General features: G+C 55.7%; 13 protein-coding genes and 1 pseudogene. 7 read left to right on the forward strand and 7 right to left on the reverse strand.

Annotated elements, in window-relative coordinates; genetic code table 11:
- Window positions 1–206, forward strand: a pseudogene (locus AB4Y96_RS24755) (IS110 family transposase); the annotation flags it as partial.
- A gap of 215 nt (window positions 207–421) precedes the next feature.
- Here AB4Y96_RS24755 and AB4Y96_RS24760 read toward each other — a convergent pair.
- Window positions 422–1,327, reverse strand: a complete 906-nt coding sequence (locus AB4Y96_RS24760; protein ID WP_441920570.1) for a GntR family transcriptional regulator — start codon at window positions 1,325–1,327, stop codon at window positions 422–424.
- Between the two features lie 298 nt (window positions 1,328–1,625).
- On the opposite strand from AB4Y96_RS24760, the gene AB4Y96_RS24765 reads away from it, so the two are divergent.
- From AB4Y96_RS24765 to AB4Y96_RS24780, 4 genes are all read left to right on the forward strand, one after another.
- On the forward strand, window positions 1,626–2,258 hold the full coding sequence (locus AB4Y96_RS24765; protein ID WP_441920572.1) for a hypothetical protein: 633 nt from the start codon (window positions 1,626–1,628) through the stop codon (window positions 2,256–2,258).
- 221 nt (window positions 2,259–2,479) lie between these two features.
- Entirely contained in the window at window positions 2,480–2,779 is a 300-nt protein-coding gene (locus AB4Y96_RS24770) for a hypothetical protein (protein ID WP_441920574.1), read from the forward strand.
- Window positions 2,780–2,876: 97 nt separating this feature from the next.
- Window positions 2,877–4,670 carry a chloride channel protein gene (locus AB4Y96_RS24775; RefSeq protein ID WP_441920575.1) on the forward strand — a complete coding sequence of 598 codons (1,794 nt, stop codon included), beginning with the start codon at window positions 2,877–2,879 and terminating at the stop codon, window positions 4,668–4,670.
- A gap of 147 nt (window positions 4,671–4,817) precedes the next feature.
- Window positions 4,818–6,620, forward strand: coding sequence for a bifunctional diguanylate cyclase/phosphodiesterase (locus AB4Y96_RS24780; protein WP_441920577.1), 1,803 nt, complete (start codon window positions 4,818–4,820; stop codon window positions 6,618–6,620).
- On the opposite strand, the gene AB4Y96_RS24785 is transcribed toward AB4Y96_RS24780, so the two are convergent.
- The 6 genes from AB4Y96_RS24785 to AB4Y96_RS24810 form a co-directional block, all read right to left on the reverse strand.
- Window positions 6,617–7,762, reverse strand: coding sequence for a TDT family transporter (locus AB4Y96_RS24785; RefSeq protein ID WP_441920579.1), 1,146 nt, complete (start codon window positions 7,760–7,762; stop codon window positions 6,617–6,619). The two genes, AB4Y96_RS24780 and AB4Y96_RS24785, sit on opposite strands and share 4 nt — an antisense overlap.
- Before the next feature lie 99 nt (window positions 7,763–7,861).
- On the reverse strand, window positions 7,862–8,746 hold the full coding sequence (locus AB4Y96_RS24790) for a LysR family transcriptional regulator (protein WP_441920581.1): 885 nt from the start codon (window positions 8,744–8,746) through the stop codon (window positions 7,862–7,864).
- Entirely contained in the window at window positions 8,746–10,212 is a 1,467-nt protein-coding gene (locus AB4Y96_RS24795) for a virulence factor family protein (protein WP_441920583.1), read from the reverse strand. Before AB4Y96_RS24795 ends, AB4Y96_RS24790 begins: the two co-directional genes overlap by 1 nt.
- Window positions 10,209–12,848, reverse strand: a complete 2,640-nt coding sequence (gene mprF, locus AB4Y96_RS24800) for a bifunctional lysylphosphatidylglycerol flippase/synthetase MprF (protein WP_441920584.1) — start codon at window positions 12,846–12,848, stop codon at window positions 10,209–10,211. The genes AB4Y96_RS24795 and mprF overlap by 4 nt, the downstream gene beginning before the upstream one ends.
- Window positions 12,849–13,013: 165 nt before the next feature.
- The gene (locus AB4Y96_RS24805; RefSeq protein WP_139210382.1) at window positions 13,014–13,496 is read right to left on the reverse strand and encodes a hypothetical protein; all 483 of its coding nucleotides are present in this window, start codon (window positions 13,494–13,496) and stop codon (window positions 13,014–13,016) included.
- 352 nt (window positions 13,497–13,848) lie between these two features.
- Window positions 13,849–14,544, reverse strand: coding sequence for a fumarylacetoacetate hydrolase family protein (locus AB4Y96_RS24810; protein ID WP_441920602.1), 696 nt, complete (start codon window positions 14,542–14,544; stop codon window positions 13,849–13,851).
- 154 nt (window positions 14,545–14,698) lie between these two features.
- Between AB4Y96_RS24810 and AB4Y96_RS24815 the strand changes: the two genes are divergently transcribed.
- Window positions 14,699–16,003, forward strand: a complete 1,305-nt coding sequence (locus AB4Y96_RS24815; protein ID WP_441920585.1) for a glucoamylase family protein — start codon at window positions 14,699–14,701, stop codon at window positions 16,001–16,003.
- Window positions 16,004–16,080: 77 nt separating this feature from the next.
- Complete coding sequence (locus tag AB4Y96_RS24820) at window positions 16,081–16,992, forward strand: diacylglycerol/lipid kinase family protein (protein ID WP_441920587.1); 912 nt, start codon at window positions 16,081–16,083, stop codon at window positions 16,990–16,992.
- The last annotated feature ends 32 nt before the right edge of the window (window positions 16,993–17,024 follow it).

Consider the following 17,024-nt stretch of genomic DNA (forward strand, 5'->3'; position numbering starts at 1 on the left):
CCCCTCATATCAGGCGCATCCTCTACATGGCGTGCCTTTCCATCATAAGGGCCAAGAGCCAGCCACTGGCACGCTTCTACCAGAAACTCAGAGCCGCTGGAAAACCCTTCAAGGTTGCAATTGTGGCCATCATGCGAAAACTCATCGTCATCATCAACGCCATCATCAAAACCGACACACCATGGAGATTAGAACACCAAATCTGATCAACACCCAAACACAGTTGCTCACCATGAGGGAGAGTGAGGATGCAACGCTAATCGCCCGCATTGCAGATCATCAACTTTTCAGAATGTGGCTCCCCTTCATCATCACTCTCCCTCATGGTGAGCTTGTCGAACCACGAACCACGAACCACAAACCAAACACCACGAACGACAGGCGTACCAGCTACCGCTCACAGGCCCTATCGCAACCGCCCCTACTTCAACAGTTGCAATTCACCCGCACGCACCCTCTCCAAATCCTCATCAATATGTTTGAATGTTTCATCTTTGGAGATTTGCAGGTGCAGCCGCATCAGCGCCGCCGCTACCTGACGTTCGCCCCGCAGCAGCGCGGCGATGATATTGCGGTGCTCTATCAGGGATTCGCGAATCCGGTCCAGCCGCACAAATCCAATATATTCATTCACCCGGCGAATATTGTTCTGGCGTTCTATGGCATCAACCAGATGCGTTGACCGGGCACCGAGCGCAATCAGCCGGTGGAATTTTGCATCGAGATCGAACAGCCGTCTCTGATCAAGCTTGTCGATATTGCTGATTGTATTGGCATGATCGCGATCCAGCGCCTGAAACGCCTCGACATCGATGAAATAAGGATCGGCAAGGATCGTTGCCGGTTCCAGAATCTGGCGGAAATTATACCCGTTCTCCAGCGCTGTAGCGCTGACATCGGAAAATATCCAGCCATGCCCGACCGATGGCTCAACCAGTTGATCGCGCATCAGGCGGCGCAGTGTCGACATGAGAATGCCGTGCGGCACCTCGTATTTCTGCATCAATGCGCGTTCACTGATGACCGAACTGAGATTGCCGAGGGCCATATCACGCATGACGCGCTCATCAAGCAACTCGTCTCTTTCGCCATCCGCCTCAAGAGTATCGACAGTCGCATCTGCCAGACGAAAGCCGCGATGCTGCTCATAGCTGACGACGCCCTCATTTTGCAGCTGCCACAACACCTTGCGCACCGGTGTACGCGAAATTCCAAGCGCATCGGCGATTTCTGCTTCATTGACCCTGTCGCCAACGTGCAGGTCTTCACCGAACCGGCGTTGCAGCTGATCGCGAATTCGGGACTGAAGCGGGGTATGTTTGGTCAAGTTCAGCGGCCTCTTGATATATTAGTCGTACTTTTCCCATCGAAGCACTTTTAGCAATAGTTAAGCTGCCGTTTTTAACACAAAAGTGCACTTTTCTATCTTGGATTGTCACATTTGTTCGCACAGGTCGTTCAATGACTCTCCCCGAACGTTCACCGGAGACCATTCATCACGCTTCGTCATTGAACGCAATCAAGTCGAAACCAGCGAATATGCATATGTCGCAGCTCACTCTTAAAGAATTCTATAGCTCTTCCAACTTAGCCGGAATAGGAAGTGACAAACGAGGGAGCCCATCATGGCAAGACCAACAATCGCAACAATGACAACAATAGCTCTGACGACCTTAAGCGCCCTGACTTTCGCATCCAGCCCCGCATGGAGCAGCAGCAGTGTTCAGACCATTGCCTTTATCAGGCACGGCGAAAAGCCGGAAAAAGGACTGGGACAGCTGAGTTGCCAGGGCTTGAATCGTTCTCTCGCCCTTCCGCCCGTCATCGCCAAGGTACTGGGCAAGCCCGATTTCATTTTTGCACCCAATCCATCGGACCGGAAGGAAGATGACGGGGTCGATTACGACTATATCCGTCCGCTTGCGACAATCGAGCCAACAGCCATATCCTTCGGTCTGCCTGTTGATACGAGCATCGGTGTTTCCGATCGCAAAGACCTCAACAAGGCTCTGAACAATTCCAAGCTGCGCAATGCCCGTATCCTCGTCGCCTGGGAACACAAGAAGATCGACAATATTGTCAGCGACCTTCTGGAAGCGAACAACGCCGCTTCAACAGACGTGCCAAAATGGAAGGGCGATGACTTTGACAGCATCTATGTTGTGACCATCACCAGAAATGGTGAGACGGCAAAGGCAACGCTCGAGATCAAACATCAGGGTTTGAATGGACAACCCCAGACCTGCCCACATTCGTGACACACCAGGCCAATAGAGTTTTCATATTGGTGGCCTAATATTCATCCATAATGGGTTTTTTTGCCGTAATGCGAATTTCAGTTGTCCTCTGAAACTATTGCAAATAGTTTATATGCGGGTGGATTGGGTAGTGGCGGCGGACGACATATGTCGTGTCAGGGGCAGATATGATTTTTTGTGATTCAGCGGGTCCGATATATTCGCCGCAAGATCTGGCAACAATGCGCAAAGCTTATGCCGAAGCTTTTCGCATGCTGGACCTTGGGCCGCGGTCAAAAGTCTATGCGCAGGAAATCTCCCTGATCATTCTGCAAATCTTCACGTCAGGCGTATCGGATGTGAAGCGGCTTGCCGAGCTTGCGGTAGACAGGGCCGTGCGCAAGAACTTTGAACTGCGCCTGACGATTGATGCAGCACGGGCACATCAATTGCGCCGTGAGCAGATCGAAGCAGCGGTTTTGAAAACGCCTGTTATGCCTGGCACCCGCCCGCAGATCAGATCACGATACACGCGCAACTAAAGCTATATTGCGACGTTTTTAACGCTCTGCGTTTTGACGCCGCCGCGCGTTCAGTATAAACCTGCAAGGGCAGCTGTCTTTTCCTTCGCAGTCCAAAATGTTCCGCAAATTCAACATTCGCCGCCTTGGTGTCCTATCCATCCTTCTGGCACCCAGCCGCCTCAGGGCATTCGCACGCGGCAATGAAATCGGGCTTGTTCTGGCTGCAGCACTCATCGGCGTGGTCGCCGGTGTCGTCGTCACCGGCATGAGCCTCATCACCCAGGAAATGCATCAGCTCATCTTCAAAATCGAGGATGGCGAGCGCCTGAGTTCCATGAGCGCGCTGGATCAGGTGGTGGTCTTCGCCGCTCCGCTTGTGGGCGGCGTTGTGCTTGGCATACTTGTCCTGATACTGGCGCGCTGGCGCAGACGGCCAATGGTCGATCCCATCGAGGCCAACGCCCTGCATGGCGGTCGTCTCTCGCTTAATGACAGCCTGATCGTTGCCACGCAGAACATCATTTCCAACGGGTTCGGCGCTTCCGTCGGGCTGGAAGCCGGCTATACACAGCTGGCGTCCGGCCTTGCATCCAAGCTTGGCCTATCCCTGCAATTGCGCCGCGCGGAACTCCGCATTCTCGTCGGGTGCGGTGCAGCGGGTGCCATCGCGGCAGCTTTCAATGCACCGCTTGCAGGCTCGTTCTACGCATTCGAACTGATCATCGGTTCCTATACCATCGTCAGTCTGGCTCCGGTTGTCGTCTCGGCACTGGTCTCAACCATCGTTGCCCGTGCATTGGTTGGCAGTGATTTCATGATCGATGTCGGCACGTTCGGATCAGTCGTGACTGCCGATTATGTTCCGGCAATGCTTCTCGGCGTTCTCTGCGCCGGTGCGGGCATCCTTCTGATGATGGGGGTTTCCTTTGTCGAAGAGCTTGCGCGCAAAAGTTCCGTCCCGTCGTCCGTACGGCCCATTATCGGCGGAGCTGTCGTTGGTGCTCTCGCATTGATCTCGCCGCAGGTGCTATCCGGCGGCCATGGCGCCCTGCATCTCAATCTCGATCACACGGCAACCATTGCCACACTCCTTGGCATACTCTTGCTCAAATCCACCGCCTCGGCTGTATCCATCGGATCAGGCTTCCGCGGCGGCCTGTTCTTCGCCTCGCTGTTCATGGGCGCCCTGCTCGGCAAGATATTTGCCTACTCCGCTCCTTTCATTTTCGCCCATGCGACGCTTACTCCGGTTATTTACGCGGTTGTCGGCATGAGTTCTCTTGCTGTGGCTGTCATCGGCGGCCCGCTGACCATGACCTTCCTTGCACTGGAGATAACAGGCGATTTTCCGATTACCGCTCTGGTTCTGGCCGCCGTCATCACCGCGTCGCTGACCGTGCGCAATACGTTTGGCTATTCCTTTGCCACATGGCGCTTTCACCTTCGCGGTGAAAGTATCCGCAGTGCGCATGATGTCGGCTGGATTCGCAATCTGACTGTTGATCGCCTGATGCGCCGGGATGTTCGCACCGCATCCACCCACATGACCATCGCCGATTTCCGCCATGATTTTCCCCTCGGTTCCACCCAGCGGGTTGTTGTGCTTGATGATCAAGGGAAATATGCGGGCATCGTTCTCGTGCCAGAAGCTCATTCGTCAGTGGTCGATGAAACCGCGAGCACACAGGAAATTGGCAGCCTGATGAAATACCAGAGCGATTTCCTGCACCCACAAATGAATGCCAGGCAGGCGGTCGGCATCTTTGACAAGACCGAAAGTGAAGCGCTTGCCGTTGTCGATAATCTCATCGAGCGTAATGTTATGGGCCTTTTGACCGAAAGCCATACGCTGCGTCGTTACAGCGAAGAACTCGATCAACGAAGGCGAGAGGTTTCGGGTGAACTGTGAGACCGGAAACGCACTGGAACAGCCAAAAGCGCGCGCCTGCAGCGTGCCCGCTACAAACTTCATAAAACTGTCATCTGGCAGAAACGGAATATTCAACGATAGGCACGAAGTATCCCGCGGCAATTCGCATTCATGCCGGAGTACCCCATGTCCTTCCAACCCGCCGAAAAGCTGGTTCTGCGTCGATTTGGCGACGATCAGCTCGTGACCCTCGCAAAGCTGGCCATAGAAACCGCATTCCAGCCCATCGTCGAGGCGGCAACGGGGGCGACGTTCGGCTATGAATCCCTCATGCGCGGCTTTGACCGGCTGGGTTTCAGCTCACCGCCCGAATTGCTCGACAAAGCCTATGATGTCGGGCAACTGGCCGAACTGGAACAGATGATCAATATCAGGGCCTTTGCCGGATTTTCCGGCCTGCCCGGCTTTGCCCACCGCATGTTGTTCATCAACATTGATGCACGGTTGATCAGCCTCGGCAACAATTTCGTTGAGCGCCTGACCACACAGCTCATCAAGGCCAGTATTCGCCCCTCCTCCATCTGCTTTGAATTGTCCGAGCGCTTCGACAACACCAAGGATCCCGCCTTCACCGCGCTGATCAACAAGCTGCGTCATGGCGGCTTCAAGCTCGCCATTGATGATTTCGGCGTCGGCTTCAACGGGCTGAAACTGCTTTGCGATTATCCCACTGACTATGTGAAAATTGACCGCCATTTCATCTCCGGCCTCGATGCCAGCGCGCGCAAACGTCACATCGTCAAGCAGATCGTCCAGATGGCGCATATGCTTGGCGCACGCGTCATCGCCGAAGGTGTCGAGACCGAAGCTGAATATATCGTCTGCCGTGATCTCGGTTGTGATCTCGTTCAGGGCTATTACATCGCAAGACCCACCACCAATGTCGGCGAATTGCAGGACAGCTACCCGCACCTTGAACAGGCAGGGACCGGCCGCAGGCAGACCACAACGCTTGACAGCATTCTCATCCGCGCGCAGGTGCAGCGCCTTCCGGTGGTGCATGAGAATGACGATCTCGATAATGTATTCGAACTCTTCCGCAAAAACCCGCAGCAGAGCTTCTTTCCTGTGCTCGGCGCCAATGACGAGCCGCGCGGTGTTCTGCATGAATACCACGTCAAGGCGATGATTTATCATCCCTTCGGCCGTGATCTGCTCAAAAACCGCATCTATCAGCGCGGCATTTCCCATTTTGTGACTGGCACGCCGATTGCCGATCTGGATACGCCAGCCGAACAGATGCTCAAGATTTTCGCCGGTATCGACGGCAGTGACTGTGTGATCCTCACGGAAAATCTGCGCTATGCCGGTGTGCTCTCTGCCTCTTCGCTGCTGAAGATCATCAACGAAAAACAGCTGAAGACCGCGCAGGACCAGAATCCCCTCACCGGGCTGCCCGGCAACCGCTCCATCCGCGATTATGTGCAGGACGTCATGCGCGACAGTTCTGCCCCCCGCTTCTTCTGTTATTGCGACTTCGACAATTTCAAACCGTTCAATGATCATTACGGCTTTCAGAAAGGCGATCTCGCGCTTGGCCTGTTTGCCTCGCTGCTCCGGCACCATTTCGTCGGCGAAGACAAGTTCCTCGGCCATGTCGGCGGCGATGACTTTTTCATCGGTATATCAGGCGGCAATCGTGCCGACGTGGAGGAACGTTTGACCAGCCTGCTCAGCGATTTCCAGACCAATGTGCTTGATCTTTACACGCCTGAAGATCGTGCGGCGGGTGCCATCCGCGCCCATGACCGATCCGGCGGCGAGCGCCATTTTCCGCTGATGCGTTGCAGTATTGCCGTTCTGGAGATTGCCGAAGGCCTCATCCATGCGGACGTTAACCGGGTGAGCGCCAGCATCGCAACGATCAAGGCTTCCGCCAAAGCCAACCCGACGGGATTGGTCTTCAGCAGCCTGACGGAAATCGGTTAGGCAGAACGCAGCTCAAGGCTGGGATCGGCGAACATCTGTCCCAGCCAGACACCCCGCACCGTGCGTGCGGCAACCACAAGCCAGATAAGAGCCAGCGCGGCGACAAGAATTTCCGCAAACACGGCAATGCTGGCAACCGGGAAAATATGGCCAAGGCGCAGGGTTGCCACGGCATAGACGCCAAGCGGGAATGTATAACCCCACCAGCCAAGATTGAATGGAACGCCGTTGCGGAAGTACCGGATGGTGATCATCACGGCCATGGCCAGCCACCACAGACCATAGCCCCAGAGGACCACGCCAAGCATCAGGCTTGCGCCGGATACTGCGCTGGCGATAGCACCAAGACCATGCGCCGCAAGGATATCAGTTGCATTGGCGCTGAGCACAAACATGCCGAGCGCTCCTGTTCCAATGGGTCCGAGCGCCAGCCAGCTTGATGCCGCAATGTTTGCGGGAGGCAGTTTGTGCAGGGCCATGCGCAGGAACAGAACGACGAGAATGCACATGGCCAGCGGCACAGACAGCGCCCAGAGCACATAGCTGGCGAGAAGAATAGACAGCTGGCTCGAAATGTCGGCAATATGCGGCAAGAGCAACCCGCCGCTAACAGCCGCCACTTCTGACGCCACGACAGGCAGAAGCCAGACGGATGTCATCTGCTCCATCGCATGGGCTTGCCGTGTAAACATCATGAACGGTATCACCAGACCAAAGCCGACAGACAGCGCCACATCCAGCCACCAGAGGCTATAGGCGATATCAACGGCGCGCTCCCCGATATGGGCAATCCCAAATAGGAGGAACCCATTGACGATGGTGGCAAGACCCATGGGAATGCAGCCAAAAAACATCGACATCACAGGATGATCGAACACCCGTTTTGCTTCCTCAGGATAGCGCAGCCAGCGCGCGACGTAGATGAGCGTGAAGGTCGCAAAGAGCAGGATATTGAAGAACCACAACAGCTCGCCAGCGCCGAAAACCACAGCATATTCAGGAAACTGGCCAAGCGAAACGGATAGAATGCCCGTCCCCATCGTCGCCGCAAACCAGTTGGGCGTGAACTGCCTGATAATGCCGGGCCGGTTACCGGAATGCGAACGGGGAACGGAGCGTGTGGATGTGTCGAGCGTGGTCATGATTTTCTCTGCGTCTGTGCCAGAGCACCAATAGCAGGCAGTTATTCATCACTTCCAACGCATAAAACTCATCAAATCATTCGGTAAAATCGAACGGTCTCAAACCTTCGCATCCACCAGAGAAACGAAGGCATCGGCTGCCTTGCTGTAATAACGCTCGCGGTGATGCAGCAGGTAGAATGGGCGCGGCGTGGTGGGATAGGCAACCTGCCGCAAAAGCTTTGCCCGCAATTTCGATGAAGCGACACTACGCGATATCAGCGTTGCCCCGACACCCGCCTCGACCGCGCCGATCACTGCCTCATTGCCGGGCAATTCCATGGCGATTTCGAGCATGCTCACATCCATACCGACGGAGCCGAGCAACTGGTCGAAAGCCGAGCGCGTGCCTGATCCTTTTTCGCGAAGCACCCAGGCCACATCCCTGAAATCCTTGGCTTCCACTGTCCGGTGCGCCGCCCAGGGCTGACCAGCCGCAACGACAATGACCATATCATCCGTTGCCACGATCTTGGTCGACAGCAGCGCGTGGTCGACCTTGCCCTCGACAAATCCGAGTTCCGCCTCACCGGCCTCAACAGCTTCGGCCACCTGTTTCGTATTGCCGATCCGGATATCCAGTGTAATGCCGGGATAGCGCTTGCGGTATGCGCCAAGCCTTTCCGGCAGCCAGTAACCGGCAATCGTCTGGCTTGCCATGATCGACAACTCGCCGCGCATCAGACCGGCAAGATCGGTCAGGGCGGCTTCAGCAGCTTTGGCGCGCGCCACCACGGCGATGGCCTCTTTCAGGAAAACCCGCCCGGTCTGGTTGAGAACGATGGAACGCCCGATCCGGTCAAACAAAACAACGCCGTGCCTGTTCTCAAGCGCAGTAATGGCGGCACTCACCGCCGACTGCGTCATGTTAAGCGCCGCCGCCGCATGGGTGATATGCTCCCGTTCCGCAACCGCGATAAAGATGCGTAACTGGTCCAGCGTCATTACTGCGCCGGGGCAGTTGAAGGCGCAGTTGCCGGAGCTGTTGCCGGAGCTGTTGTAGGTGCCGGTGCAGTTGCCGGAGCTGCCGCCTGCCCTTGCACGCGGGAAGCAATGGCTTCCATCAGCTTGGCCGCCAGCGCATCATATTTCTCATTGTAATGATGATTACCTTCCAGCAGGATTTTCTGCACGGTGCTTAATGTCGGGTCGGTACAGGCGGTATCATCCTCTTCCGTGCCATAGACGCACAGAACCTTTTCTGGCGGCATCTTGGCAACAGCCGGAGCCACTTCATTGTCACCGCCAAGGCCAAGCCACGCGCCGACGGAAACCTGAAACGGCGTTGTCTCTTCCGTGCCGATCAATCCGACCATCGCAATGCGCTTTTGCAGGTGATCGGGGAGGAACGGCCATGCGAAGGGCACCGTATTGGCCCCGAAGGAATAACCGAGCAGCACCACGGGCAGTTTGCTGTTGGGATCAGCCTTCTTGACGATGCGGCCGATATCCTTGGCAATATCCTCAGGCTTGCGCACCGACCAGAAATACTGCAGGGAATCGACACCCACCACGTGCACGCCTTCCTTGGCGATGATATCACCGACCGACTTGTCGATATCGCGCCAGCCGCCATCACCGGAGAAGAACACCGCCAGATATTTCGCCGGGCCATTGCTGCTCGGGATATCGATGATCGGCAGGGCATCGGCTGATGCGTCCTCCTTGGCAATTTCCACCGCCGCATCCGCAGCAATCTGCATGCGTTCCTGCTTGGTTGCAGCCAGCTTTTCCTGCGCCTTGAAAAATCCCGGCGTTGCAGGACCCGAGGGTGCAGGATCAGCCTTCTCGCGCACAATCACAGCAGGGTTGGGCAAATCCGCATCATAGGAATAGCTGAAACCCTGACCGGGCACCGCTTCAAAGTCCGCACCTTCACAGGATGGCAGTTTGGTATCAAGCGCCGGTGATGGATCAAGCGCAACAGCACCGGCCAGTGTCGCAGGCGGCGCATTGGCGACCGACGCATAGGACATCACGCCGCCCTCACCAATACCGATCATAACAGGATGCATATAGCTATCGAGGGAAATCATCCGCTGAGCCTCTTTGGCAATGCCTTCAAGCTCGGAGACGAAATAGGTGCATTCGCCCGTATCCTGATTGAGTTGCGCGCGCCATTTTTCCAAGTTGACCGTCAGGACGAGAAAACCGCGATCGAGCAGCAGCTTGGTCAGCGCCTGATCATCGGCAGCAATACCACCCTTCTGCGACACCTGAATGGCAATACCCGTTGGTTTCACGCTTGGTTGAAGCAACGGCACGTCGCTGAGACGTTCGGATGTCACCAGAATATTCTTGGAAGTTCCCCAGCCGAATCGGGGCAGATAGCCGGCAACGGCAGCAAGTATGATGCTAAGGACGACAAGCGCAGCGACGAGATACAGATAGGGCCTGCGTAGAAATTTCATCGTTTAAAGACCTCGAAGGGGCTGCCGCTTACCAGATTCGTTGCGTCGATCAGGGAACGTGGTGTGGCAAGGCCTGGGGGGCAAATCAGATAGTAAGGAGTCCATTTCGGGCCGAACTTATCCTTGAACGCGCGCAATCCGTCAAATCGATAAAATTCCGCGCCGCGCCGGTAGATGAATGAACCGATACGGTTCCAGCGGGAGGCAAGGTGGCTGTCGGAAAGTCCGGATAGTGGCGCGGCGCCAAGATTGAACCATTCATAGCCTTCGTTCTTGGCGGCCATCAGCAGATTGGCGAAAAGACCATCCATGATCACACTCGACGCATCAGGGCGATGGCGCATCAGATCAACGGCAATTTCTTTCTGCCCTGCCCCGCGCCAGACATTGGCGAAGGCGACAATGGCGCCTTCCTTGCGCAGCACCGCAATGTCGAAATGCGAGAGATAATCCGCTTCGAAGGAACCGAGCGAAAAGCGTTTTTCTGAACCGGACTTCATTTCGAGCCATGCATCGGAGACTTCGCGCAATTCATTCATAACCGCAGGTGTCTGCTCCCGCGGCAGGATTTCAAAGGAAATGCCTTCCTTTTCCAGACGGCGCGCCGCGTAACGCAGCGGCTGGCGCTTGGAACCCTCAAGCGAGAAATCAGCGAGTTCCACCCGCGCGACTTCACCCAGCTTCAACGCCGTAAGCCCCATGTCGAGGAACAGCGGTAGGCGTTCAGGACCGACGCCATAGAAAACAGTGCGCGCGCCTGACCGGTCAGCCATATCGCGGAACGACCAGGCGAGATCACCAATTGCATCATCGCTGCCGACAGGTTCGCCCATCGATACCAGACTGCCACCAGAGCGGGCATACATGACAAAACCCCGCCCCTTATTATCCATCAGGAAACGCTTATCGCCCAGAAGCGCCAGCGCATCAGATGCACGCGGCGATTGCGCCACCATATCAGGCACACCCTCCGGTATGGGCTGCGCGCGCAGCTTGCCCCGGCCAACACCGTTGATGATCGTATTGATTGTGATTGCCGCCAGCACAGTCAGAAGCAGGACACTGCCACGCAGGAAGCGTGATGCCTGGGCATCCCATGCAAATTCCCACCAGAGTTGATTGGCGTATTCTACATGGCGGTAGGCAAAGAAACCGAGCCACAGCACGGCGAAAGCCGTTGTGCCGATACTGGCGAGCCAGCCCCAAGTCAGCCTGAAGCTTTCGCCCATCGGTTTGCGATAGAAAGAATCGCCGAATAGCAGGAGAACGCCCGCCATCAAGGTCAATGCCAGCGCTTCTTCCCAGTCCAGCCCCTTGGCGAGCGAAAAGACAGCACCAAGACTGAACAGGATCACCGCCATGACCCAGGCACGCCACAGCCGCCGGGCAAGGCCACGTGCCACGATCAGCAGGGCCAGACCAACAAAACTGGCGCCGAGATGCGACATTTCCAGAAACGGCATCGGCACGAAATCGGAAAGCACCTCAAGTCTGCGGCTGAAATCCGGCGTAACCGACGAAATCAGCAGCACAATACCGCCGAGAAACGCAATACCTGCCGAAAGCGGCGGTATCAGCGTTTCGAACACGCGCACCGCCAGGATTGTCGGCCCTGTGATCAGGTGCCGGCGGCGCAATATCTCGGAAATGACAAAGCCGATAATGGCCAAAAGAAAGGGTATCAGGGTGTAAATCACCCGGTATGTCAGCAAAGCGGCAATGGCGTCAGGGTTGCGGCCAATGCCAAGACCCGCAATCATCGTGGCTTCAAATGCGCCAATACCGCCGGGGGAATGGCTGATAATACCCAAGGCGACAGCCACCACATAAATCAGCGCAAAAGCCGCAATACTCGGCACAGCCCCATGCGGCATGAGGACATAGAGTGTTGCAGCAGCAGCAGCCACATCAACCAAACCGGCGATGATCTGCAGCATGGCACCCTGCGACGAAGGCAGGCGTACCGATACTTTGCCGACCTTCAGTGTGCGTTCGCGGCGCGACAACCAGACCAGCAGCACGGCAACCGCAACAAGGATTGATGCCCCGATAAACTGATCGAGATCAGGACCAAACGACACAATCCACGGAATGCGCGTCGGGTCGATCACCAGCGCAACGGCAATCATGATGGTAAAGGCAAACCAGATCGCCAGCCATGATGTACCGATAATCCGGCCGATATCAGCAACATTGATGCCTTCGGCCGCATAGACCCGGTAACGCAGCGCACCGCCCGTTAGCAGTGAAAAGCCGAGCGCATTGGAAATGGCATAGCCCGCCGCCCCCGCCATCGCGGAAATATAATAGGGCACGCGCTTGGGCGCGATCGTCTCAACAGCCACGACGTCGTAGAGCGCTACGGCGGCAAAACTCACAAATGTGAAGAACAGTGCCAGCAGCAACGTGCTATTGGGGATGGCATGGATTGAATGTTTGACGGCGCGGAAGGAAATTTCGCTCGACAGATGGGTCAGCACCAACAGGCTAAGGACAGCCACACCGACGCCGAAGAACGTGAACAAGGCGGATTTCGTCCGCTTGCCCCATGGCAGTTTGAGCTGCGAGCGCGCATTAATCTGCTGCAGCGCTTTCTCATTGCTGTGAACCGGTGACGTGGCTGGGTCCGAAATCAATGTGTCGTCTTTCCAACAAAGCCAAAACCAACATGATTTTTGGCAGGCGTCATAAGCTCGGCAATCATGGCGTCAATATGCCACAACAGCGGCAACACTCAACTTTGGCCATGCCAAAATCGAGTGTATAACCCGTTAGTTATTGCATTCTGGTGAATTGTGCTACTAGGCAGCCTGGTCCAAAGCAAGGTGACGGTACGATCCCGGCGCCCGTACTCTACCTACAGCTGCAGATGGTGGCGTAAGCCCCATGCCTTCCGCGATGGCTGTCGCCACCGAATTGCTGTTCTGGATCAGGAATGAGTAAACCAGATCGGACGCCCGGATACGGGCAGCCACATCAACCGCTGCACGCCATTTTGTGGCGATGGCTGTATAATTACCCTCAAGCAGCAGCGTCGTGCGCGATGTCGGGCGCACATAGAACTCCGGATAGTAGATCAGATCCCGGTTGGAATAATCCGTGACGACAGCCGTCAGTCGGCCCCGGATCGCGCAATAGTTGAAACTGTCATCCGCATTGGCTGCACCGCCATTGATTTCATAGAGCGGGCGGCCCGTCTCATCGGTCCAGACCACAAAATTATGGCTGGCAATCCCGGCAAAGCGCGGGATCGGATAGGAGCCAAAGAGAATGCGGTGGTTCATAAAACGCGTGCTCTGGAGTTCTGGTTCGAGGAAATCAGAATCTTCAATAGACCATTTAATTTCAAAGACAACAGGGGAACTTCTAACAAAAATGTTATGCATATTTACTTAGCCGAAGCACAATCGGCCCGTAGACACAAAACTGTCAAACTTGCTGCCTCTGCAGGCCGATTTATCGCATTTTGAGGCCAATCTACCTGGAGCATAAAGGCAAATTCCCGCAGATCAGCCTCAAAAAATTATTTTGCACTTTTTTGCGAGCAACACGACGAAAATGGTTCCGTTCGCTGGCAAAGTTGAATGCAACCAACCCTAGAGCGTCATGCCGTAAATAAGGTGCGACGCTCTGGTATCAAACAACCCGCGCGCGAATTTCACCAATGCCATCAACGCCGCCGTGCATTTCATCGCCCCTGACAATGGCTCCAACCCCGGCAGGCGTGCCTGRGAAGATCAAATCGCCCGCTTGAAGCGTGAACAATGTCGAAAGATAAGCAATTGTCTCCGGCACATTCCAGATCAGTTGCTTCAGGTCGCCGCGCTGGCGCTCCTTGCCATTCACGTTGAGCCAGACCGCTCCCGAGGACGGATGGCCGATTTTCGATGCGGGAACGATATCCGAACAGGGCGCAGAAGCTTCAAAAGCCTTGCCCACTTCCCACGGACGGCCAAGCTTCTTGGCTTCGCCCTGCAAATCGCGCCGGGTCATATCAAGCCCGACCGCATAGCCGAACACATGGTCAAGTGCCTTGTCTGCGGCGATATCCGATCCGCCCTTCCCCAGCGCGATCACCATTTCCATCTCGTAGTGCACATCGTTGGAGCCGGACGGATAGGGAAAATCGCCATTACCGGTAACGAGTGTGTCCGGGTTCTTCTGGAAAAAGAACGGCGGCTCGCGGTTCGGGTCATGGCCCATTTCAATGGCATGATCGGCATAGTTGCGGCCGACGCAGTAAATCCGGTGGACAGGAAACAGTTTTTCCGATCCGGTTATGCGCAGGACGGGTTGCGAAACCGGTTGGAAGACGAATTGATCATTCTGCATCATGGGCCTTTCACACGAGATTGATCGCCTTGGTCCAATTTGACCTTGGCAGACGGACGATCACGCTACACATGGTATGGAGATCAGACAGATATCGGATATATCTGGGCAAGTGTAGCGGCGTTGTGCCCTGTAGCAGGAATATTCAGCCTTTATGGATCAAACATTCGTGCGCGAAAACACGGGTATTACCGCCGATGACGCCGCTTTGCTGGACAGGGTTCAGCGGGCAAGCTTCCAGTATTTCTGGGACGGTGCCCATCCGCAAAGCGGTCTCGCACGCGACCGATCAGGTAAAAATGCCGATCCTGCCAACGATCTCGTCGCAGCGGGGGCGACAGGGTTTGGTTTCATGGCCATTCTCGTGGCCATCGAGCGCGGCTGGATCGAACGGCAGGAGGCTATTGCCCGTATCGGGACAATGCTGACCGCGCTGGAGAACACCAAACGCTATCACGGCGTCTTCCCGCATTTCTTTCATGGCGCCGACGGATCAACCATTCCCTTTTCCATGCGCGATGATGGCGGCGATCTCGTCGAAACCTCATTCCTGTTTCAGGGGCTGCTCTGTGTCAGGCAATATTTTGCCACGCCATCGCCCGATGAGACTGCGCTGCGCAAACGGATCAATCATCTCTGGCATGGCGTCGAGTGGACGGCACACATCAAGCATGACGAGAAGGTATTGTACTGGCATCACAGCCCCCGCTACCATTTTGCCCGCAATGTACCCATTCAGGGCTGGAATGAAGCGCTCATTACCTATGTTCTGGCCGCTGGCGCACCCAGACACGGCATTGACGCCGACATCTATCATGAGGGTTTTGCCAAAGGCAGCCAGTTCATCAACCGGCGCGATTATTACGGCATCAACCTGCCGCTTGGTCCTGATTATGGCGGCCCGCTATTCTTCGCACATTACTCGTTCTGCGGCCTTGATCCACGCGGTCTCTCCGACCGCTATGCCGATTACTGGCAGCAGAATTGCAACCATGTCCGCATCAACTACCAGCATTGCGTGGAAAACCCGCACGGCTATCGCGGTTATGGCCCTGACAGCTGGGGCCTGACCTCCAGCCATGGCCCAGCTGGCTATGTCGTCAGTTCACCCGCATCGGATTTCGGCCTGATCGCGCCGACAGCCGCCCTTTGCAGCCTGCCTTATCTGCCCGATGAATCCATGAATGCAATCAGGCGTTTTTTCAAACTCCCTGAAGGAAAAATCTGGGGCCGCTTTGGTTTTGTCGATGCATTCTCGCAAACCAGCGGCTGGTATGCCCGCACCTATCTCGGCATTGATCAGGGTCCCATCGTCGCGATGATTGAAAACCACCGCACCGGCCTGTTGTGGAACCTGTTCATGAGCGTGCCCGAGGTGCAGCAGGGATTGCAGAAGCTTGGTTTCACCAGCCCGCATCTTGCCAATAGTGAGCAGGCAATTTTGGAACCAATGGCCTGATTGTGCATTGCCACATCGAGAACAGCCGGTCACATTCCGGCCTGATATTATGACATGCCTGCCATCGGGGACCATTCATGAAAATCCATGCCGTTTTCAACCACGATGGCGGAACGTTCCGCACGATGGATATGAATGCATTCGCCCGGACAGCGAAGGAAATCTTTGAAAAACATGGCCATAGCTTCGAAAGTGAAAGCGTGGCTGGTAAAGACATCGTCAAGGCGCTGACAAAGGCCGCTACGCAAGACGATGATCACATATTGATGGCAGGCGGCGGCGATGGCACCATTTCCGCTGCAGCGGATGTTGCATGGAAAGCGGGTGTGCCGCTCGCTGTCTTACCTGCGGGGACCATGAATCTTTTCGCCCGCTCATTGAAAATACCACTGGAACTCAATGCCGCGCTGGAAAGTCTGGCAGATGGAACCATTAAGGCGGTGGATATCTCGACCGCCAATGGACAGACATTCGTTCATCAGTTTTCCATCGGGTTTCAGCCGCGAATGATCAAGCTGCGCAATACGCTGGAATTTAACTCGCGCTGGGGAAAACGTCTGGCCAGCATGCGGGCCTTTGCGGTTGTCATTGGTAATCCGCCGCGTTTTGCCGTCCGCATGACCATTGACGGCGCACCGACAGAGCGTACCGTCTCGGCAATTTCCATCTCCAACAATCCCTATGGCCGGGGCATGCTGCCGATCGCCGATGATCTGGATCGGGGCGAACTTGGTGTTTACATCGCCGAGCGGCTTTCGCCGCTGTCAGTGATCAAACTGGCGGCAACAGTGCTTATGGGCTCATGGCGCAAAAACATTGATGTGAACGAAATTCTGGCCAAAGAAGTGGATCTGCACTTTCCGCATCTCTATTCCGAGGCCAGGGCAACAATAGACGGTGAGCTTGTTCCATTGGGGCAGAACGTGACCATCAAAATCCATGCGGGCGAATTGAAAGTTCTGGTTCCCGCTCAACCGCTGCTCAAATAAAAACGGCGCAGCTCGCGCCGCGCCGCTTCATC

Origin of the sequence: Phyllobacterium sp. TAF24 (assembly GCF_052113785.1) — a bacterium.
GTDB lineage: Bacteria > Pseudomonadota > Alphaproteobacteria > Rhizobiales > Rhizobiaceae > Phyllobacterium.